This is a genomic window from Sphingomonas psychrotolerans (assembly GCF_002796605.1).
GTDB lineage: Bacteria > Pseudomonadota > Alphaproteobacteria > Sphingomonadales > Sphingomonadaceae > Sphingomonas > Sphingomonas psychrotolerans.
Genome location: NZ_CP024923.1, coordinates 1,190,203 through 1,209,967, shown reverse-complemented (window position 1 = coordinate 1,209,967; position 19,765 = coordinate 1,190,203). Strand labels below are relative to the sequence as shown.

The window sequence follows — 19,765 nt, the reverse complement described above, 5'->3', positions numbered from 1 at the left end:
CGGTGCTTATGCGGCCGACTGCCTTGGAGCAATAGTACACCGGTGGCCGCCGGGCTGCGCGATGGACAGGGTCGCGAGGTCGGGTTAGCGCTACCAATAACGAGAGGGAGGATGCGGATGGCGAGGATCGGCACATTGCTGTGCCTGCTGGGGAGTTTGTGCCTCGGCGGCGCTGCGACCGCGCAGGAAAAGCCGCATTGGGTGGCGAGCTGGGCGACGTCGCAGATGGTGCCGACCGGCGAGAATATCGCCCCGGTCGAGGATCTGACCGACGCCACGATCCGCCAGATCGTCCGCGTCTCGATCGGCGGCAAGCGACTGCGCGTGCGGCTGTCGAACGCCTTCGGCACCGCACCGCTGGTAGTCGGTTCAGCCGGGGTGGCGCTTTCGGCCGACAATGCGACATCGCGCATCCTTCCCGCCAGCGCGCGTGTGCTGCGCTTCGGCGGCCAGCCACGCGTGACGATCCCCGCCGGCGCCGACTATCTCTCCGACCCCGTTGACCTTCCGGTCCTCGCCGGCGCCGATCTCGCGATCACGCTCCATTTGCCGACGCCACCCGAGCGGCAGACCGGCCATCCCGGCGCCCGCGCGCACAGCCATTTCGCGCATGGCCAGCAGGTGATGGCGGAAGCGCTCACCGGCGCGAAAACGTCGACGCGCTGGTATGCCATCGGCGGGATCGAAGTCGACGCGCCAGGGGCAGGCGCGCTGGTGATCCTCGGCGATTCGATCACCGACGGCTATGGCGTCCAGCCCAACACCAACGCGCGCTGGCCCGATCGCCTCGCGATGCGGCTGCGCGCCAACCCGCCGACGCGCAATCTCGCCGTGCTCAACGCCGGCATCGGCGGCAATCGTCTGCGGCTCGACGGCACCGGTCCCAACGCACTGGCCCGTTTTGAACGCGAAGTGCTCACGCCGCCTGGCGTCACGCATTTGCTGGTGATCGAAGGGATCAACGATCTCGGCACCCTCACGCGCGATGCGCCCGCCAGCCCGGACCAGCATGCCGCGCTGGTGCGCGAGATGATCGGCGTGCTCGAGCAGATCGTCGCCCGCGCACGGGCGCACGGTATCAAGGTGATCGGCGGCACGATCATGCCCGACGGTGCCTCGGCATATTACCATCCGGACGCCGCCAACGAGGCCGATCGGGCGGCGGTCAACGCCTGGATCCGCACGCCCGGCAATTTCGACGCGGTGGTGGATTTCGACGCTGCGATGCGCGATCCGAAGGATCCGACGCGGCTACACCTCGATCTGGACTCGGGCGACGGCCTCCATCCCTCGATCGCCGGCTACCAGGCAATGGCCGACGCCGTTCCGCTGGCACTATTCGCTCCGAAGTCGCGCCCCTAAGGACTAGAATAACTCCCCCTGCGGCCCGGCCGGCGGCCGGAACAGGTCGGTGCGCAGCTTCAGTCGATCCCCGTCCAGCCCAAACCGCTTCGCCGCGATGTGAAAGCGCTTGCGGAGCAATTCCGCCCACGGCCCTTGCCCGCGCATCCGCGTATGGAAATTGGGATCGTTGTCGCGCCCGCCGCGGATCGACTGGATCGTCGCCATCACCTTGCCCGCGCGATCGGGGAAATGCGTATCGAGCCACGCGCGGAACAACGGCGCGACTTCGTGCGGCAGCCGCACTGGCAGGAAGAAGGCCCCGCGCGCGCCCGCATCCGCAGCGGCCTCCAATATATGCTCGATCTCGTGATCCGTGACTGCGGGGATCACCGGCGCCATCGACACGAACACCGGGATTCCCGCGTCGGTCAGTGTGCGTATCGCCGCGATCCGCTTCGCAGGCGAAGGCGCGCGCGGCTCGACCGTCATCGCGATCCGCGGATCCAGCGACGTCACCGACAGCATCACCGCCGCCAGTCCCTTCGCCGCCATCGGCGCGAGCAGGTCCAGGTCGCGCGTCACCCGATCCGATTTGGTGGTGATCGTGATCGGATGGTTGCACGCCGCCAGCACTTCGATGCAGCCGCGAGTGATTCGCCATTTGCCCTCGATCGGCTGGTAGGGATCGGTGTTGGTCCCGAACGCGATCGGCCGGCACACATAGCCGCGCTTGCCCAGTTCGGCACGCAGCAATGCCGGCGCATCAGGCTTGGCGAACAGCCGCGTCTCGAAATCTAGCCCCGGCGACAGGTCGTGATAGGCATGGCTCGGCCGCGCGAAGCAATAGATGCAGCCATGCTCGCAGCCCCGATACGGGTTCACCGATCGATCGAAGGCGATGTCCGGCGAATTGTTGCGAGTGAGGACCGTCTTCGGCTTTTCGACCGTGACCGTCGTGCGCAGCGGCGGCGCCTCACCGTCGACGGTCTCGCGGTCGTCGAGCCAGTCGCCATCGCCCTCGCGTTCGGGCAGATTGAAGCGGACGCTGTCCTTGTTGAGCGTGGCGCCGCGCGTCGCCCGTGTCTTTGCCATTGCCACAGGCTAGTGCTGTCGTTAGAACATAGCAAGAACATATGGAGGTATTGATGGCACGGATCAGTTATGTCGAATTGCCGGTGAAGCGCGTCGGCGAGACGCGGGATTTCTATGCGAAGGCGTTCGGCTGGGCATTTACCGATTTCGGCCCCGATTATTCGGCGACGACCGGCGGCGATGTCGATCTCGGGCTTGACGGCAGCGACGACGCGATCACGCAGCTGCTGCCGATCGTCGAGGTGGAGGATCTCGAGGCCGCGCTCGACAGCGTGGTCGCGGCGGGCGGCGAAGTGACGGTGCCGATCTTCGCTTTTCCAGGCGGGCGGCGCTTCCACTTTCGCGATCCGGCGGGCAATGTCCTTGGCGTGTTCGTCAACGAGCCCGGGCACGAATAGTCCGATTGCGTTGCCGCGCATTGCTTGGCAGGGAATGCGCGGTTTCGAGGGGACATTCATGCGATCGGCCTGGTTTGCTAGCCTGATGCTTCTCGCTGCGCCGCTGCCGGCGGCAGCGCAGGAGGCGCTTCTCGATCTCAGCACCCCCCACGGCGTCGCCAAGGCATTGCAGGACGCCGGCTACAAGGCCGAGATCGCCAAAACGAAGGACGGAGATTCATATATCAACAGCGCAGCCAATGGCGCGCCATTCACGGTCAACTTCTACAATTGCGAACCGGCCGATGGCTGCGGCTCGATCCAGTTCTACGGCTGGTACAAGAAGAAGCCCGAATTTACTGCCGACCTCGCCAATCGCTGGAATAGCCGCAAGCGCTTCGTCAGGGTCGAGATCGACGATGTCGGCGATCTCGGGATGCACCTCGATATCGCGACCGTGGGCAAGCTTACCAAGGCCAATTTCGCCGATCTGATCGATTGGTGGAACGTGATGACCGAAAATCTGTCGGAATTCCTCGACAAGGAGGAAGCCGAGCGGGCGAAAAAGACACCTGCTGCCGCGCAATGAACCGCAGCTTCTCTACTCGGGGGAAATAAATTGATGCGCCTGTATATGTTCGTTGGCATCGGCCTGTCCGCGCTAGGCCTTTCCGTGCCTGCTCTGGCCGAGGACGCCAGGCCCTGCGGCGCCGGGCTGATCTGTGCGAGCAATCCGCAGACGGTGATGGCGGCGATGGAAAAGGCGGGGCTCAAGCCCAAGCTGAGCAAGGACGGCGAGGGCGATCCGATGATCGAGAGCGACGAATCCTCTTATCATTTCGACGTCTATTTCTATGGCTGCGAGGCGAACAAGAACTGCGATTCGCTGCGCTTCGAGACGCTGTTCGAAAAGGCGCCCGAGAACACGCCCGCGCTGGCCGACAAATGGAATGCGAAGAAGCGCTTCCTCCAGGCCTCGGTCCGCAAAGATCAGCAATTCGGCGTCGCTTATGATGTGTCGACGATGGGCGGGCTCAACGCGACGAACTTCGCCGACGTTATCGATTGGTGGAACTCGCAGCTCAGCGAGCTTGGCAGCTTCTTCAAGGAGGAGCTGAATCTTCCGGATGCGAAGGCCGACAAGCCGGCGAAGTAACTAGATCTCCCTCGCGCAGCGGGGGGAGGATTGGATTTACCGCTCCATCAGCCGCGGCATCAGCTCGACGAAGTTGCAGGGCTTGTGGCGGATGTCGAGCTGGCTGGCGAGGATCCCGTCCCACGCGTCGGTGACTGCGCCGGTCGATCCCGGCAGCGCGAAGATATAGGTTCCGCGCGCCACCCCCGCGGTTGCGCGCGACTGGATCGTCGACGTGCCGATCGTCTGATAGCTCAGCCAGCGGAACAGCTCGCCGAAGCCCGGAATCTCCTTGTCCCGGACGCGGGCCAGCGCCTCTGGCGTGATGTCGCGCCCGGTCACCCCGGTGCCGCCGGTAGTGAGGATCACGTCGATTTGCGGATCGTCGATCCAGCCATGGAGCCGGCTGACGATCGTCTCGACATCGTCGCGGACGATTGCCCGATCGGCGAGTTCGTGCCCCGCGCCGGTCAGCCGTTCGACCAGCCGGTCGCCCGAGCGGTCGTCCTGCAAATTGCGCGTGTCGGAGACCGTGAGCACCGCGATCCGGACCGGCCGGAACGCGATGGTCTCGTCAATTGCCACGCGCGACCTGGGTACTGGCCGGAAGCCGCGAAGTGATCCGCGCGCCGACCTTTACGGCCTTGGCGCCCGGCAGTCCGGGGAATTTGGGCCACAGCCCCTGGGTCAGCGCCGAACGGCTCGTCGAGGCGCGGCCTTCCTGGTTCTCGTACATCCAGTAATTGCGCAGCACGGTCATCACATAGCCGCGCGTCTCCCAATACGGGATGCTCTCGATGTAGAGCAGGGGGTCGCCATTGTCCTTGCTCATGGTGTTCCACAAGGCGACCGGAGTCGGCCCGGCATTGTACGCGGCGATCACCTTGGGCAGCAGCCCGCCGGTGAAGGGCTGGTCGCGCAATTGCTCGAGATAGGACTGGCCGATCTCCATGTTGACCGAGGGCTTGGTCAGGTCGCTCGCGGCATAGGTCACGCCGTGGCGGCGGCCGACATCGGTGGCGGCGCCGGTCTTGACCTGCATCAGCCCCATCGCGCCCGCCGCGCTGCGCACCTCGGCGTTGAAACGCGATTCCTGCAGCGTGTGCGCGAACACCAAAGCCTTGTCGACGCGCCAGCCGCCCGCCGGAGTCCAGTTGGGCGAAGGGTAGCGTGCCTGCACCAGCGGCTGCGCGCCGGCGGGGCCGTTGTGCGAGAGCCACAGCTGGGTCGCGGCAAGGTTGAGCCGGCCGGCGAGGCGGCTCAGCGCCGCGTGGTCGCCCGGCGTGCAGAACCTGGCCTGGTGGCGCAGCACTTCGTTGGCGAGTCCGTTCTCGTCGATCTCGGAGAGCGCGGCGGCGACGCGGACATTGGGCCGGCGTTCAAGTGCACGCCAATCCTCGGCGACGAAGCGCTCGCCCTTGGTGGGCTTGTCCTGGATGCCGAGCGCCGCCTTGGCAAGCAGCCCGTAATAAGTTTCGCCGAACTGGGCCGCGGCCTTGAGCCGGCCGCTGACCTTCTCCGGCCGGCCGCACGCCATGTCGGCACGCGAGGCCCAATAGAAGCCCGCGGAACGCAATTCGGTGTCGGTGGCCCGGGTCGCGACGCGCTCGAATGCGTCGGCCGAAGCGTTGCAATCGCCTTGCCGCCACGTCGCGAGCCCTGCGACCCAATCGGCCTGGCCGACCCATGCGCCCGTGCCCAGCTGCGCCTTCTCGGCGATGCGGCGGGCATTGGTGTCGTCGCCGGCGACATAATAGATCCACGCGACCTTCTGCTGCCATTCGGTCAGCGCCTCGGGCGTGAGATCGGCCGCGAATTTCTCGACCACGGCTTCGGCCTGCAGGCCGTCATCGGCCTTGACGAAGGGATTGATTTCGATCGCCACGGACGTCGCCGCAGTGTCGCTCTTGATCGAACGCGCGCGCTGGCGGACCGGCGCGCCGTCGAACCAGATCAGCCGCTGGGCGGCGGGAAGCGAGGGGGTGTCCATCGCGCCCCGTGCCTTGGCCATCCGCACGAGTTGCTCGGCCTGCGGCAGATCGGGGGCCTCGGTGAGCAGAGTCATGATCGCCGAAAGCTCGACCTTGGGCGACTCCTTGGCGGTGTAGATCTCGGCGCGCGCCAATGCGTGCAGCGGCCCCGGCTTCATCGAATCGAGCAGGAGTTGCGCATCGGTCCATTGCCCGGCGCGGATCGCCGCGAAGACCTTGCGATAGCCGCTGCGCTGTTCGGCATCGAGCTGGTCGGGCACGCCGTCGCCGTCACGCGCCGCGGCGGGGGCACCCGCGCGGCCATCGGCGGTCAGATCGTCGGCTTGGGCAGTCGCCGGCAGCGCGAGCAAGGCCGCGGCGATGATGGTACGCTTGATCACTCGGTTGTCCCCCTGCTCAAAAGCAGCAGATGCTTCCAGGCTTCGCCTTTGGCGACCGGCCGCTCCAGCAGGAAGCGGGGATGGTAACTCGCCACCGCAACTGTCTTTGCACCGAAATGGTTAACGACGCGTATAGGATTTGTTAGGGATTCCCCGTTCGTCTCAACCAGTACACGGCTCGCCGATTGCCCGAGTAAAAACAGCCGCTTGGGGGCGAGCAACGTCAGATGATGCCGCGCCAGTTCGAGCAGGCGCGCCTCGTCGTCGGGCGCGATCCGCCCGGTCACCGGGCGTGCCCAGGCGAGCGGCAGCAGATGGACCGATTCGCGGCGCTGCCCCACTGCGGCGAGCATCCTGTCGAGCAATCGCCCCGCCGGTCCGGACAGGAGAACCTCGGAATCCTCGGCTTCGGGAACGTCGGTGACGAACACCCATTCGGCATCCGCCGGCCCGGTCGGACCGAGCCGCGGCGCGTGCCATCCCGCCTCAGGCGCCGCAGCGCCCAGCCGCCATGCGACGAACGCCTCGAGCGTGTCGGGCAGCGCCTCGGCCACGGGTTCCGCTACGGCAGCTTGCGCTTCCGCGGTCTGCGCGGGCGGGGGCGTCCGGGCCAGCCAGTCGCGCGCTTCGTCCTCGACGAGCATGTCGACGCCGGCGTCGCGCCACCATTCGAGCGCGCTCGCCGCCAGCTTCTGCCAATCCTGGACCTTCTCCCCTCCCATACCGACTCTTTGAATCCTTGTTGACGCCGCGGTCAATCTGCCTCCAATCGCAAGCAGACAGGACGTTGCGGACGCGCGACGACAGGCGCGACCCTACGTCCACTTGAACGACTCGCAAGGGATTAAGAGGATGAGCGAACGGGAGTCGATGCCCTATGATGTCGTGATCGTCGGCGCAGGCCCCTCGGGCCTTGCCGCGGCGATCCGGCTCAAGCAGCTGGCAGCCGAGGGCGGCCAGGAGCTTTCGGTGTGCATCCTCGAGAAAGGCTCGGAGGTCGGCGCGCACATTCTTTCGGGTGCCGTGGTCGATCCGCGCGCGCTCGACGAGCTGCTGCCCGACTGGCGCGACGACGGCTGTCCGCTCGCCGCCACGCCGGTCACCGAGAACCACCATTGGGTACTGAGCGAGAAGAGCAAGTCGAGCTTCCCCGAATTCCTCACCCCGCCTTACCTCCACAACAAGGGCACCTATACCGGATCGCTGGGCAATCTCTGCCGCTGGCTGGCGAGCAAGGCCGAGGAACTCGGCGTCGAGATCTTCCCCGGCTTCGCCGCCGCCGAGATTCTCTACAACGAAGATGGCAGCGTGAAGGGTGTCGCCACCGGCGACATGGGTGTCGCGCGCGACGGCACGCACAAGCCCGATTACGCCCCCGGCCTCGAACTCCATGCAAAATATACTCTGTTCGGCGAAGGCGTCCGCGGGCACCTCTCCAAGCAACTCCAGCGCCAGTTCGAGCTGTGCAGGGATGCCGATCCGCAAGTCTACGGCATCGGTATCAAGGAACTCTGGGACGTGGACCCGGCGAAGCACGTCCCGGGCAAGGTCATCCACACCCAGGGCTGGCCGCTCAAGGAAGGCGAGTCTAACGGCGGCGGCTTCCTCTATCACCAGGCCGACGGACAGGTGGCGCTCGGTTTCGTCGTCTGGCTCAATTACAAGAACCCGTATCTCTCGCCTTTCCACGAGATGCAGCGCTGGAAGACCCATCCAGTGATCGCCGAAATCTTGCAGGGCGCCAAGCGCGTCTCCTATGGCGCCCGCGCGATCAGCGACGGTGGCTGGCAGTCGGTCCCTAAATTGGTCATGCCCGGCGCGGCATTGATCGGCGACACCGCCGGCTTCCTCAACGTGCCGCGGATCAAAGGCACTCACACTGCGATGAAGTCCGGGATGATGGCTGCCGAAGCCGCCTTCGCCGCGGTTCAGGCCGGTCGCGCCAGCGACGAGCTCACTGCTTACCCCGAAGCCTATCAGACCAGCTGGGTCGAGAAGGAGCTGCGCGGCGTCCGCAACGTCGTGCCCCTCGTCAAGAAATTCGGCGACACCTGGGGCACGATCTTCTCGGGCGCGGCGATGTGGATGGAACTGCTCGGGCTGCGCTGGCCGTTCACGATGAAGCACCACCCAGATCATGAGAGCCTGTGGCACGCCAGTCACGCCACTCCGATCGAATATCCCAAGCCCGACGGCGTGCTGACCTTCGACCGTCTCTCTTCGGTGTTCGTCTCGAACACCAATCACGAGGAGGACCAGCCGGTCCATCTGACGCTCAAGGACCCGGATATCCCGATCGGGTACAATCTCCCGGTATACGCCGAGCCGGCGCAGCGTTACTGTCCGGCGGGTGTGTACGAGGTCGTTGGAGAAGGCGATGATCTGCGCTTCCAGATCAACGCGCAGAATTGCGTCCACTGCAAGACCTGCGACATCAAGGACCCCACCCAGAACATCAATTGGGTGGTCCCCGAAGGCGGCGGCGGGCCCAATTACCCGAACATGTAGCCTCGCTCTGGCGCTGCTCCTCGCCGGGGCGCCGCTCGCGCACGCCGCGCCTGATCCCGCGGCCTATGTCCGTGCCCGCGCCGCCGATGCGGCGGGCGCGGGGCAGGCGGCCTCGGCGGGCTATGCCGAGGCGATGACTGCCGCGCCCGGGGACGAGGTTGTCGCGATGCGCGCCTATCGTCAGGCGCTCGCGGTCGGCGATTATGCCCTTGCCAGCCGGGCCGGTGCGACGCTGGTCAAGGCCGGGGTGGCGCCGCCCGATACTGCATTGCTCGCCTTTGCGATTGCGCTGAAGAACCGCGACCCGGCCGGTGCCGGACGCGCCGCGGAGCTGATCGCCAGGGGGCCTTTCGATTTCCTCGCGCCCGCGCTCAAGGCGTGGCTGGCTTTCGATCGCGGTGAGGACGCAGTCGCGCAACTCGATGCCGCGCCCGGCGACGCGCTCGCGCGCCGCTACACCAGCCGCCACCGCGTGCTGCTGCTCATCGCCGCGAAACGCACCAACGAGGCGATGGCCGCGCTCGCAGTGGAGCTCGCCGCGAGGGACAGCGACGATGCCCGCATCGACGCCGCCTTGCTGCTCGGCCGAAGTGGCGCGCGCGATCAGGCGAAGCGGCTGCTCGCCGGCGGGCGCGTCGAGTTCACCCGGCTCCAGAAACAGTTCGGCAAGAACGGCAAGCCCGGTGCCGCGTTCGGCGCCGCGCGCATGTTCCTCGAACTCGCGGTCGAGATCGCCGGCGAAGACATGCAGCCGCTGTCGGTGCTGCTCACGCGCGCCGCATTGCTGCTCGATCCGCGCGACGATCGCGCCCGGCTGTTCCTTGCCGAGGCGCTTTCGGAAGGCGGGTCGCACGATCTCGCGCTCGGCGTCCTCGCCGAAGTGCGCAAGAACAGCCCCTTCGAGCGCGGCGCGGCCGCCGGCCGCGTGGCGGCGCTGCGCCGGGCCGGCCGGGTGCCTGAGGCGCTCCCGCTCGCCGAAAGGTTGGCCGGCGACGCGCGCGCGACGAGCGCCGACAGCGAGACCTGGGGCGACATGCTCGTCGATCTCGGGCGCTTCGATCAGGCCGCCCAAGCCTATGCCGCAGCGATCGGCCGCACCGGCGGCGAGGGCAATTGGATGCTCCATTATCTCCAGGGCCGCGCGCTCGATCGCGCCGGGCGGTGGAGCGAAGCGCTGCCTGCGCTCCAGCGCGCAGTTGTTCTGGGCCCCGAACAGGCCCCCGCGCTCAAATATCTCGGCTACGCGCAGGTCGCGCGCGGCGAGAATCTCGCCGAGGCGCAGGCGCTGCTCGAACGCGCCCGCGCGCTCAAACCGGAAGATGCCGAGATCGCCGATTCGCTCGCCTGGGCGCTGTTCCAGCGCGGTGACGTGATCAGGGCGCTGCCGTTGCTCGAACAGGCAGTGAAGGGCGATCCGTCGGCCGCGCGCGCCAACGAGCATCTCGGCGATGCCTATTGGCGCCTCGGCCGGCATTACGAGGCGCGCTATGCGTGGCGCGCGGCGACGCTCACTGCGGAAAACGATGCGAACACTCGGCTCGAGGGCAAGCTCGCGCATGGATTGAAGCCGCGGACGAATTGATGCTGACCGAGATCGCGCGCGCCAAGCTCAACCTGGCGCTCCATGTCCGCGCCCGCCGCCCCGACGGCTATCACGAACTCGAGACCTTGTTCGCGTTCGTGGAGGTCGGCGACGTGCTGCGCGTGGCGCCCGCCGAAGCACCGGCATTCCGCGTCACCGGCCCGTTCGCCGCCGCGCTCGCCGGGGAAGGGGACAATCTCGTCACGCGCGCGGCGGCCCGCTTCGCGGAGACCTTCGGCGGCGGCGCGCACGCGATCGAGCTGGAGAAGCATCTGCCGGTCGCCTCGGGCATCGGCGGCGGCTCGGCCGATGCAGCTGCGACGCTGCGTGCGCTCGCCCGGTTCCACGACGTGGCGCTCGACGATCCGCGGCTCTTCGCCATCGCCGATCGCCTCGGTTCGGACGTCCCTGCGTGCCTGCTGGGCAAGACCGCTTTGGGCCGGGGCAGGGGCGAACAGCTCGCCCCCGTCGTGGGGATGCCCGGGACCCCGGTGCTGCTGATAAACCCCGGCGTCGCGGTATCCACTGCCGAAGTCTTCCGTCGCTGGGACGGCGTGGATCACGGCCCGCTCGACGCTGATCCGCTGGCCGGGCGCAACGATCTCGAAGCGCCGGCGCGCGAGATCGCTCCGGTGATCGGCGAAGTGCTCGAAACGCTCGCCGCCCAGCATGGCGTCACTCTCGCGCGCATGTCGGGCTCGGGCGCAACTTGCTTCGCGCTGTTCGAGAGTGTCGAGGCATGTGCCGATGCCGCGTCGCGCGTGGCGCGCCCGGGCTGGTGGTGCGTAGAGACGCGGCTAGCCCCTTAACCGTCATCCCGACGAAAGCCGGGACCTCAGGCGAAGGCGCAGGCCGGAGCGGAGCCCGCGCGCCTCGCGGCGGTACAGCTCGGGGCACGATATCGCGGCCTTCCGCCGGCATGAAGAAGAACGAAAGTTCTCCTCTTGTTCCGCGAGAACAAATGCTGTACATGCTGCACAGACGAGTTGAACGGCAGGGTCAAACCCTCTAGCGACGGGATACGAAAATGGCAGCTTCCCTCAAGGTGATCGACGGCAACATGGCAGTATCCACGGACAAGCAGAAGGCGCTCGAAGCCGCCCTCGCGCAAATCGACCGCGCCTTCGGCAAGGGCAGCGCGATGCGCCTCGGCTCGAAGGAAACGATGCAGGTCGAGACGATTTCGACCGGCAGCCTCGGGCTCGATATCGCGCTCGGCGTCGGCGGCTTGCCGCGCGGCCGCGTCATCGAAGTCTATGGCCCGGAAAGCTCGGGCAAGACCACGCTCGCCCTCCATGTCATTGCCGAGGCGCAGCGCGGCGGCGGCACCGCGGCGTTCGTCGATGCCGAGCATGCGCTCGACCCGGTCTATGCCAAGAAGCTCGGGGTCAATATCGACGAACTGATCGTCTCGCAGCCCGACACTGGCGAGCAGGCGCTCGAGATTGTCGACACTTTGGTCCGTTCGAACGCGATCGACGTGCTGGTCATCGATTCGGTCGCGGCTTTGGTGCCGCGCGCCGAAATCGAAGGCGAGATGGGGGACAGCCATGTCGGCCTGCAGGCCCGGCTGATGTCGCAGAGCCTGCGCAAGCTCACCGGCTCGATCAGCCGCTCGCGCTGCATGGTGATCTTCATCAATCAGCTGCGCATGAAGATCGGCGTGATGTACGGCAATCCGGAGACCACTACCGGCGGCAACGCGCTGAAATTCTACGCATCGGTCCGTCTCGACATCCGCCGCACCGGTCAGATCAAGGACCGCGACGAGATCATCGGCAATGCCACGCGGGTGAAGGTGGTCAAGAACAAGGTCGCTCCGCCGTTCAAGCAGGTCGAGTTCGACATCATGTACGGCCAGGGCATCTCCAAGATCGGCGAGATTCTCGATCTCGGCGTCAAGGCGGGCCTCGTCGAGAAATCGGGCGCATGGTTCAGCTATGACAGCATCCGCATCGGCCAGGGCCGCGAGAATTCGAAGACTTTCCTCAAGGAAAATCCCGAACTCTGCACCCGGCTCGAGACCGCGATCCGTGCGCGCACCGATCAGGTTGCCGAGGGGCTGATGGCCGGCCCCGAGCCGGACGACGATATCTGAGCGCGTGCGCGATAGTGTCAACCTGGTGTCAACTTAGGCCGCGCCGGCATGGTCTCATTTCGAGCGCAGTCACGGGAGCCTCTCCCATCGGAAGACCCGGCGCATTGCCCTGCGCCGGGTCTTTCGGTTTGTTGCGTTCGGGCGCAACTTGATTGCCGATTCGCCGTGAAAAGCGTGAAATTGAGGGAAGAGAATCCAACATGATCACTGTCCACCACCTCGAGAATTCACGCTCGCAGCGTATCCTCTGGCTGATCGAGGAGCTCGCGCTCCCTTATACGGTCAAGCGCTACACGAGGAACAAGACGACGATGCTCGCCCCGCCCGAGTTGCGGCAGGTCCACCCGCTCGGCAAATCGCCGGTAATCGACGATGACGGCGTGGTTATCGCCGAGACCGGCGCGATCGTCGAATATCTGGTCGAGAAGGGCGATGGTCGTCTCGGCGCGCCGGCGCATCGCGAGGATGCGCTGCGCTATCGTCATTTCCTCCATTATGCCGAGGGCTCGCTGATGCCGCCTCTGTTCACTAAATTGGTGCTCAGCCGCGTGCCGTTGTTCGGCAAGGCGGCGCAGAAGAAGTTCCAGCCGATGATTGACGTTCATCTCGACTATGTCGAGGCCGAGCTCGCGGCCCGTCCGTGGCTCGCGGGCAAGGACTTCACCGCCGCCGACGTGATGATGAGCTTCCCGCTCGAAGCCGCGGTCACTCGCGCCGGCGCCACCGAGGGCCGCCCGCACATCGCCGCCTGGCTCCAGAAGATCCACGCCCGGCCGGCCTATCAAGCTGCGCTGAAAGCTGGCGGTCCCTATGCTTATGCCTGAGCGGGTGATCGAACCTCGAAACTGTTCCCCGGCGCAGGCCGACAGCCAGTAGCAAGCTTCTGAAGGGCGGTGCCTGACTTCGTCACCCCGGCCTTGTGCCGGGGTTCACCAGGCGGCTGGTGAGAAGCTGGAGCCGCTTTCCTTCTCTGGCGGCACAGCGGCCCCCGGTGGGGTGCCGAGAACATCGCTGGAGCTGGACCCCCGGGCTTCGACGGGAACAAGTTGGTTGGTTCCAGGAACCGGATCAGGCTGTGGTCCGACGACGCCTTCTACGCGCGGGCTTGCAATGTAGGATTTCGTCTGCTTGCCTCGTAACGCCGGCAACCCGGCCGCTCTTTGACTCGGTCGTTAAGCCCCCGAAAACTTCGGAAAAGCCGCGCAAGAAAGTTACGGAATCAATCGCGTTTCCGCAAACCGAGTCAATTTAAGCCCGGCGCTCCTCTCAGTGCTTGCCGTAATCCTCGAACCGATCCTCGTCGCCCGGCAGCGGTGCCTTTGGCAGCACGATCGTCTCGTCGGGATCCTGCGGTGCGTCGAGTTGCCCCTCCCAGCGCGCCACCACGGTGGCGGCCACCGCGTTCCCGATCACATTGGTCGCAGTCCGGCCCATGTCGAGGAAATGGTCGACCGCGAGGATCAGCAGGATGCCGGCCTCGGGGATCTGGAAGTGCGCCAGCGTGCCGGTGATCACCACCAGGCTGGCGCGCGGCACTCCGGCGATGCCCTTGCTGGTGATCATCAGCATCAGCAGCATGGTGATCATCGTCCCCCAGTCGAGGTGGATGCCATAGGCTTGGGCGATGAAGATCGACGCGAACGTCATGTACATCATCGAGCCGTCGAGGTTGAACGAATAGCCGAGCGGCAGCACGAAGCTGGCGATCCGCGGCGGCACTCCGAACTTGTCGAGCGCTTCCAGCGTGCGTGGATAGGCGGCCTCGGACGAAGCGGTCGAGAAGCCGAGCAGGATCGGATCACGCAGATAGCGCAGCAGCCTGCCGGTCCGCGGTCCAACGAACAGGAAGCAGGCGCCGAGCAGCACCGCCCACAATACGAACAGGCCGATGTAGAAACTGGCCATGAAGTAAGCCAGGTCGCCGACCACGCCGAGCCCGCGCGTCGCCAGTGTCCGCGCCACTGCGCAGAACACTGCGATCGGCGCGAACAGCATGACATAGCCGGTGATGGTCAGCATCACCGAGACGAGCGCCTCGAGCCCGCGCAGCAAGGGCGCCGCCTTCTCGCCCACTGCCGCCATGCCGACGCCGAAGAACAGCGAGAAGATCACCAGTTGAAGGATGTCGTTGGTGGCCATCGCGTCGATCGCCGAGGTCGGCACGATGTGAATGAAGAATTTGGCGGCGTCGAAGCCCGAGCGGTCGATCCCGCTCGATGCCGCGGCGTCGGGCAGCGGCAGGTTGAGGCCCACGCCGGGCTGGAGCAGGTTGACGAGGATCAGTCCGAGGGTCAGCGAGATCAGGCTGGCGGTGACGAACCACAGGAACGCCTTGATCCCCACGCGCCCGATGGCGCCGGTGCCGCCCATATGCGCGATGCCGACGACGAGCGTCGAGACCACGAGCGGCGCGATGATCATCTTGATCAGATGAAGGAACATCTGGGTCGGGATGTCGAACCAATAGCTGATCGCCGCGAGATGCGCGGTCCCGGCGGCAGTGCCGTCGTCATAGGCGACATTGAGCCCCCAGCCGATCAGGCCGCCCAGCAGCAGCCCGGCCATAATGAACCACGTCAGTCGCTTGCCCACGAACATCCCCTAAGAAGTTCGCGGCAGGGAAGGGGATTGTCGTCGCCGGGTCAAGGACCCTATCGCGGATGTCCACGCAATATTTGCCGGAGCCTATGCGATGATCCGCCATCCCAGCCTCAGCCGCCGCGCCCTGATCCAGGCGGCCGGCGCGGTGCCGCTGCTGGCGCTGCCGGGGCTGCTCCGCGCCGGGGAGCCCGATGTTTCGGAGCTTAGCGACGTCACCACGGGTGCGGTGCCGATCGGCCGCGCCGAACGGCTTGCCCGGATCGCGCGGGCGCAGACGCTGATGAAGGCTGCGGGGATCGGCGCGGTGTTGATCGAGCCAGGCTCCTCGATGATCTATTTCACCGGGGTGCGCTGGGGCCGCAGCGAACGGCTGACTGCCGCCATCCTGCCGGTCGAGGGCGAGGCGTGCATCGTCACGCCCTTTTTTGAGGAGCCTTCGGTCCGCGAAAGCCTCGGTATTTCCGCCGAAATTCGGGTCTGGCAGGAGGACGAGAATCCGCTGGCGCTGGTCGCGGACTTCCTCAAAGAGCGCAAGCTCGCTTCCCGGCCGATCGGGATCGAGGAGACAGTACGCTATTTCGCGGTCGACGGCCTGAAGGGGGCTTTGCCCGGAGCCAAGATCGTCTCGGCCAATCCGGTCGTGCGCGGCTGCCGCATGATCAAGACCGCGCCCGAGATCGCGCTGATGCAGTTAGCCACCGATGTGACGATCGCCGCCTATCGCTGGACCTTCCCGCGCATCCGCGAAGGCATGACCAATGCCGATATCGCCACGCTGATGGCGGCGGCGACGCGCAAGCTCGGCGGTGCGGTCGAGTTCAACCTGATCCTGCTCGGCGAAGCGGCGGCCTATCCCCACGGCACGCGCAAGCCGCAGAAAGTCACCCGCGGCGAGGTCGTGCTCATGGATTGCGGGTGCACCGTTCAGGGCTATCAGTCGGACGTGTCGCGCAGCTTCGTGTTCGGCAAGGCGAGCCCTGAGCAACGCAAGGTCTGGGACACCGTCGCGCGGGGCCAGCAGGTCGCGCTGGAGGCGGCGAATGTGGGAACGCACGCGGGCGCTGTCGACGATGCGGTGCGGCGTTACTACGGTTCGCTCGGCTATGGCCCTGACTACAGGCTCCCGGGCCTGTCGCACCGCACCGGCCACGGCATCGGCATGGACGGCCACGAGCCGGTCAACCTCGTGCGCGGCGAAAGGACGCCGTTGGCGCCGGGCATGTGCTTCTCGAACGAGCCAGGCATTTACATCCCGGGCAGCTTCGGCATCCGGCTCGAAGACTGCTTCTATATGACCCCGACGGGGCCGAAATGGTTCTCGACCCCACCGGTTTCGCTAGACAAGCCGATGGGCTAGGCCTCGGTGATGCGCGCGCTTGCGATACTGATATTCCTGGTCACGGCATTCGGCGTCGTCGGGATATTGGCCGATTATTTCCCGGGCGCCGCAGGCTTGATACCGCGGCTCGTGATCGACGCATTGCTCGCTTTCGTAGCGGTGCTCGTCCATGAACTCGGCCATGCCGCCACGGCTCGACGGCTCGGTGCCGATGTCCATAGCATTGTCGTATTGCCCTTCGAGCTACGGTTCCGGCCGCGCAAGCTGCGGATGAAGTGGCGGGCGGGGCACGGCGATCTCGGCGGTTATGTCGCCTACACGCTCGACCGGATCGCCGCACGGCGCAAGCACATGGCGATCGCCGCCGCGGGTCCTGCGGCGAACTTGTTGCTCGCGTTGGTCGCCGGTCTGCTCGCCGGAAAAGTCGGCCCGCAGACATTGCCGGGCACGCTGCTTGGCGCCCTTGCGATGCTCTCGGTGGGGATGGGCCTCGCCAACCTTGTGCCGTTTAAGGGCAGCGACGGCCACCAGATCCTCCATCGCTTCCGGCAGGGCCGTAGCGTGCGGCCAGGCTGATCGCCCGATCGATATTACCGGCGATTTCGCCGATCGCAGCGTTTCGCTTGAGCGAACCACCGCGACCCCCTAAGTCGCAGCCATGACTTCGACCAACGATATCCGCCGCAGCTTCCTCGACTATTTCGAAGGCCAGGGTCATGCCCGCGTGCCGAGCGCCCCGCTGGTGCCGCACAACGATCCGACCCTGATGTTCGTCAACGCCGGCATGGTGCCGTTCAAGAACGTCTTCACCGGCCTCGAATCGCGCCCTTATTCGATCGCGACCAGCTCGCAAAAGTGCGTCCGCGCCGGCGGCAAGCACAATGATCTCGACAATGTCGGCTATACCGCCCGGCACCACACCTTTTTCGAGATGCTCGGCAATTTTTCGTTCGGCGACTATTTCAAGGAGCAGGCGATCACGCATGCGTGGACGCTGCTGACCAAGGAATGGGGTATCCCGGCGGAGAAGTTGACTGCCACCGTCTATCACACCGACGATCAGGCGTTCGATCTGTGGAAGAAGATCGCCGGCCTGCCTGAGAGCCGCATCATCCGCATCCCGACCAAAGACAATTTCTGGGCGATGGGCTCGGACGGTCCCTGTGGACCCTGCTCGGAGATCTTCTACGATCATGGCGACCATATTTATGGTGGCCCGCCGGGGTCGCCCGAGGAGGATGGTGACCGCTTCGTCGAGATCTGGAACCTCGTCTTCATGCAATATTTGCAAGAGAATGATGAGATCGTAGGCGATCTGCCGCGGCCGAGCATCGACACCGGCATGGGGCTCGAGCGCGTCGCCGCGGTGCTCCAAGGCGTTCACGACAATTACGACACCGATACCTTCAAGGCGCTGATTGCCGAGAGCGGCGCGCTCACCGGCGCGGCGACCACCGGGGACAACCAGGCGAGTCACCGCGTGATCGCCGACCATCTGCGCGCCTCGGGCTTCCTCGTCGCCGATGGCGTGCTGCCGGCCAATGAAGGTCGCGGCTATGTGCTCCGCCGCATCATGCGCCGCGCGATGCGGCACGCGCATCTGCTCGGCGCCAAGGACCCGCTGATGCACCGCATGGTGCCGAGCCTCGTCGCCGAGATGGGCGCCGCCTACCCCGAACTCGTCCGCGCGCAGCCGTTGATCGAGGCGACGTTGCTTCAGGAGGAGACGCGGTTCCGCCAGACGCTCGCAAACGGTCTCAGCCTCCTGAAGGATTACACACTCAAGGCTGAATCGGGCGGGCTAAAGGTGCTGCCGGGCGACGTGGCTTTCAAACTCTATGACACCTATGGGTTCCCGTACGATTTGACGGAGGACGCCCTTCGCTCTCAGGGCATTCAGGTCGACCGTGACGGCTTCGACGCCGCGATGGCCGAGCAGAAACGCGCCGCGCGCGCGGCGTGGAAGGGGTCGGGCGACAAGGCCAGCGACGAGGTCTGGTACGACATCGCCGACGCACTCGGCGGCACCGAATTCATCGGTTACAATGGTACCGAAGGCGAGGGCCAGGTCGTCGCTTTGGTCAAGGACGGCGCGCGCGTCGACAGGGCGGGTTCCGAGGATGCCGTGACCATCCTCACCAACCAGACGCCCTTCTACGGCGAATCGGGTGGGCAGATGGGCGACGCCGGTGTTATCGCCAACGACAAGCTGCGCGCCGTCGTGGAAGATACGTCCAAGCCGCTCGGTCGGCTCCACGCGCACCATGCAAAGATCGAAAGCGGCGAAATCGCCGTCGGCGACACGGTCAAGCTGTCGGTCGACGCCGTGCGCCGCGATCAGATCCGCGCCAATCACAGTGCGACGCACTTGCTCCACGCTGCGCTGCGCAGGCGGCTGGGTGGCCATGTCACCCAAAAGGGCAGCCTAGTCGCACCCGATCGCCTGCGTTTCGACTTTTCGCACCCCTCGGCACTGAGTGCGCAGGACATCGCTGACGTCGAAGCCGATGTGAATGCGCAGATCCGCCACAACGAGGCGGTTGGCACGCGGCTGATGACTCCCGAAGATGCGATCGCCGCGGGCGCAATGGCGTTGTTCGGCGAGAAATATGGCGACGAGGTTCGCGTGCTCTCGATGGGCAGGGGCGACGCGGCGCATTATTCGGTCGAGCTTTGCGGCGGCACCCACGTCAATGCGACCGGTGACATCGCGATCTTCAAGATCGTCTCGGAGAGCGCGGTCTCCTCGGGTATTCGCCGCATCGAGGCGCTGACCGGCGAGGGCGCGCGGCAATGGTTGAATGCGCGCGACGAGCGGCTCAAGGAAGCCGCCTCAGTGCTCAAGAGCGCGCCTGATGAAGTGCCGGCGCGGGTCGCTGCTTTGGTCGACGAGCGCCGCCGGCTCGAGCGCGAGCTTGCCGATGCGAAGAAGGCACTGGCGTTGGGCGGTGGGGGCGCTGCCGCGCCAGCCGGTCCCGAGCAGGTGGGCGGCATCAATTTCGTCGGTCAGGTGCTCGAAGGTCTCGACCCCAAGGCGCTGCGCGGTGCGGTCGATGAGGCCAAAGCGCGGATCGGATCTGGCGTGGTCGCGCTTGTCGCGGTCAATGAGGGTCGTGCGTCGGTCGCCGTAGGCGTGAGCGATGGGCTCGGGCTGAGTGCGGTCGATCTGGTCAAGGCGGCCGTGGCAGTGCTCGGGGGCCAAGGTGGCGGCGGCCGCCCGGACATGGCGCAGGGCGGCGGACCCGACGGGTCGAAGGGCGCCGAAGCGCTCGAGGCAGTCAAGGGCGCGCTGGCGGGAGCCCGCGAAGCAGCGTGAGG

The 19,765-nt window shown here is 66.0% G+C and carries 17 protein-coding genes; 12 read left to right on the top strand and 5 right to left on the bottom strand.

Features of this window, described 5'->3' with window-relative positions; genetic code table 11:
- Positions 1-111: 111 nt before the first annotated feature.
- Positions 112-1,362: an SGNH/GDSL hydrolase family protein gene (locus tag CVN68_RS05480; protein ID WP_407695534.1), complete on the top strand. Its 1,251-nt coding sequence runs from the start codon at positions 112-114 to the stop codon at positions 1,360-1,362.
- A 3-nt stretch (positions 1,363-1,365) separates the two neighbouring features.
- Here CVN68_RS05480 and CVN68_RS05475 read toward each other — a convergent pair whose 3' ends face one another.
- Entirely contained in the window at positions 1,366-2,436 is a 1,071-nt protein-coding gene (locus CVN68_RS05475; protein WP_100281307.1) for a PA0069 family radical SAM protein, read from the bottom strand.
- Between the two features lie 53 nt (positions 2,437-2,489).
- Between CVN68_RS05475 and CVN68_RS05470 the strand changes: the two genes are divergently transcribed.
- The 3 genes from CVN68_RS05470 to CVN68_RS05460 all read left to right on the top strand — a co-directional run bounded on the left by CVN68_RS05470 (position 2,490) and on the right by CVN68_RS05460 (position 3,969).
- Entirely contained in the window at positions 2,490-2,834 is a 345-nt protein-coding gene (locus CVN68_RS05470; protein ID WP_100284224.1) for a VOC family protein, read from the top strand.
- 85 nt (positions 2,835-2,919) lie between these two features.
- On the top strand, positions 2,920-3,402 hold the full coding sequence (locus CVN68_RS05465) for a YbjN domain-containing protein (RefSeq protein WP_158298747.1): 483 nt from the start codon (positions 2,920-2,922) through the stop codon (positions 3,400-3,402).
- Positions 3,403-3,435: 33 nt separating this feature from the next.
- Entirely contained in the window at positions 3,436-3,969 is a 534-nt protein-coding gene (locus CVN68_RS05460) for a YbjN domain-containing protein (RefSeq protein ID WP_199560217.1), read from the top strand.
- A gap of 36 nt (positions 3,970-4,005) precedes the next feature.
- Here CVN68_RS05460 and moaB read toward each other — a convergent pair whose 3' ends face one another.
- From moaB to CVN68_RS05445, 3 genes are read right to left on the bottom strand one after another with little or no spacing between them, the layout of a single operon-like run.
- A complete protein-coding gene (gene moaB / locus CVN68_RS05455) occupies positions 4,006-4,533 on the bottom strand; it encodes a molybdenum cofactor biosynthesis protein B (RefSeq protein WP_100281304.1) in 528 nt (175 codons plus the stop codon).
- Positions 4,523-6,319, bottom strand: a complete 1,797-nt coding sequence (locus CVN68_RS05450; protein WP_233503591.1) for a lytic transglycosylase domain-containing protein — start codon at positions 6,317-6,319, stop codon at positions 4,523-4,525. Before CVN68_RS05450 ends, moaB begins: the two co-directional genes overlap by 11 nt.
- Positions 6,316-7,041 (bottom strand): uracil-DNA glycosylase family protein, encoded by a 726-nt coding sequence (locus tag CVN68_RS05445; protein WP_100281303.1) that lies wholly within the window; start codon positions 7,039-7,041, stop codon positions 6,316-6,318. The genes CVN68_RS05450 and CVN68_RS05445 overlap by 4 nt, the downstream gene beginning before the upstream one ends.
- Before the next feature lie 130 nt (positions 7,042-7,171).
- On the opposite strand from CVN68_RS05445, the gene CVN68_RS05440 reads away from it, so the two are divergent.
- The 5 genes from CVN68_RS05440 to CVN68_RS05420 all read left to right on the top strand — a co-directional run bounded on the left by CVN68_RS05440 (position 7,172) and on the right by CVN68_RS05420 (position 13,331).
- Positions 7,172-8,827 (top strand): electron transfer flavoprotein-ubiquinone oxidoreductase, encoded by a 1,656-nt coding sequence (locus CVN68_RS05440; RefSeq protein ID WP_100281302.1) that lies wholly within the window; start codon positions 7,172-7,174, stop codon positions 8,825-8,827.
- A 133-nt stretch (positions 8,828-8,960) separates the two neighbouring features.
- Entirely contained in the window at positions 8,961-10,409 is a 1,449-nt protein-coding gene (locus CVN68_RS05435) for a tetratricopeptide repeat protein (RefSeq protein WP_100281301.1), read from the top strand.
- Positions 10,409-11,218 (top strand): 4-(cytidine 5'-diphospho)-2-C-methyl-D-erythritol kinase, encoded by an 810-nt coding sequence (locus CVN68_RS05430; protein ID WP_100281300.1) that lies wholly within the window; start codon positions 10,409-10,411, stop codon positions 11,216-11,218. Before CVN68_RS05435 ends, CVN68_RS05430 begins: the two co-directional genes overlap by 1 nt.
- A 218-nt stretch (positions 11,219-11,436) precedes the next feature.
- Positions 11,437-12,507, top strand: coding sequence for a recombinase RecA (recA, locus tag CVN68_RS05425; protein ID WP_100281299.1), 1,071 nt, complete (start codon positions 11,437-11,439; stop codon positions 12,505-12,507).
- Between the two features lie 200 nt (positions 12,508-12,707).
- Positions 12,708-13,331 carry a glutathione S-transferase family protein gene (locus CVN68_RS05420; protein ID WP_100281298.1) on the top strand — a complete coding sequence of 208 codons (624 nt, stop codon included), beginning with the start codon at positions 12,708-12,710 and terminating at the stop codon, positions 13,329-13,331.
- Positions 13,332-13,773: 442 nt separating this feature from the next.
- Here CVN68_RS05420 and CVN68_RS05415 read toward each other — a convergent pair whose 3' ends face one another.
- Entirely contained in the window at positions 13,774-15,099 is a 1,326-nt protein-coding gene (locus tag CVN68_RS05415) for a dicarboxylate/amino acid:cation symporter (RefSeq protein ID WP_100284222.1), read from the bottom strand.
- Between the two features lie 100 nt (positions 15,100-15,199).
- Here CVN68_RS05415 and CVN68_RS05410 point away from each other — a divergent pair, with 100 nt between their 5' ends.
- The 3 genes from CVN68_RS05410 to alaS all read left to right on the top strand — a co-directional run bounded on the left by CVN68_RS05410 (position 15,200) and on the right by alaS (position 19,763).
- Entirely contained in the window at positions 15,200-16,465 is a 1,266-nt protein-coding gene (locus CVN68_RS05410; protein WP_100281297.1) for a M24 family metallopeptidase, read from the top strand.
- 9 nt (positions 16,466-16,474) lie between these two features.
- Positions 16,475-17,023, top strand: coding sequence for a site-2 protease family protein (locus CVN68_RS05405; RefSeq protein WP_100281296.1), 549 nt, complete (start codon positions 16,475-16,477; stop codon positions 17,021-17,023).
- Between the two features lie 82 nt (positions 17,024-17,105).
- A complete protein-coding gene (gene alaS, locus CVN68_RS05400; RefSeq protein ID WP_100281295.1) occupies positions 17,106-19,763 on the top strand; it encodes an alanine--tRNA ligase in 2,658 nt (885 codons plus the stop codon).
- The last annotated feature ends 2 nt before the right edge of the window (positions 19,764-19,765 follow it).

What these genes read in the sequence shown, in the direction of transcription:
- CVN68_RS05465 (WP_158298747.1), top strand. Translation starts at nt 2,920, where the DNA reads ATGCTTCTCGCTGCGCCGCTGCCGGCGGCAGCGCAGGAGGCGCTTCTC.
- CVN68_RS05420 (WP_100281298.1), top strand. Translation starts at nt 12,708, where the DNA reads ATGATCACTGTCCACCACCTCGAGAATTCACGCTCGCAGCGTATCCTC.
- CVN68_RS05430 (WP_100281300.1), top strand. Translation starts at nt 10,409, where the DNA reads ATGCTGACCGAGATCGCGCGCGCCAAGCTCAACCTGGCGCTCCATGTC.
- recA (WP_100281299.1), top strand. Translation starts at nt 11,437, where the DNA reads ATGGCAGCTTCCCTCAAGGTGATCGACGGCAACATGGCAGTATCCACG.
- alaS (WP_100281295.1), top strand. Translation starts at nt 17,106, where the DNA reads ATGACTTCGACCAACGATATCCGCCGCAGCTTCCTCGACTATTTCGAA.
- CVN68_RS05475 (WP_100281307.1), bottom strand. Translation starts at nt 2,436, where the DNA reads ATGGCAAAGACACGGGCGACGCGCGGCGCCACGCTCAACAAGGACAGC.
- CVN68_RS05435 (WP_100281301.1), top strand. Translation starts at nt 8,961, where the DNA reads ATGACTGCCGCGCCCGGGGACGAGGTTGTCGCGATGCGCGCCTATCGT.
- CVN68_RS05480 (WP_407695534.1), top strand. Translation starts at nt 112, where the DNA reads ATGCGGATGGCGAGGATCGGCACATTGCTGTGCCTGCTGGGGAGTTTG.
- CVN68_RS05460 (WP_199560217.1), top strand. Translation starts at nt 3,436, where the DNA reads ATGCGCCTGTATATGTTCGTTGGCATCGGCCTGTCCGCGCTAGGCCTT.
- CVN68_RS05410 (WP_100281297.1), top strand. Translation starts at nt 15,200, where the DNA reads ATGATCCGCCATCCCAGCCTCAGCCGCCGCGCCCTGATCCAGGCGGCC.
- CVN68_RS05440 (WP_100281302.1), top strand. Translation starts at nt 7,172, where the DNA reads ATGAGCGAACGGGAGTCGATGCCCTATGATGTCGTGATCGTCGGCGCA.
- CVN68_RS05470 (WP_100284224.1), top strand. Translation starts at nt 2,490, where the DNA reads ATGGCACGGATCAGTTATGTCGAATTGCCGGTGAAGCGCGTCGGCGAG.
- CVN68_RS05405 (WP_100281296.1), top strand. Translation starts at nt 16,475, where the DNA reads ATGCGCGCGCTTGCGATACTGATATTCCTGGTCACGGCATTCGGCGTC.
- CVN68_RS05445 (WP_100281303.1), bottom strand. Translation starts at nt 7,041, where the DNA reads ATGGGAGGGGAGAAGGTCCAGGATTGGCAGAAGCTGGCGGCGAGCGCG.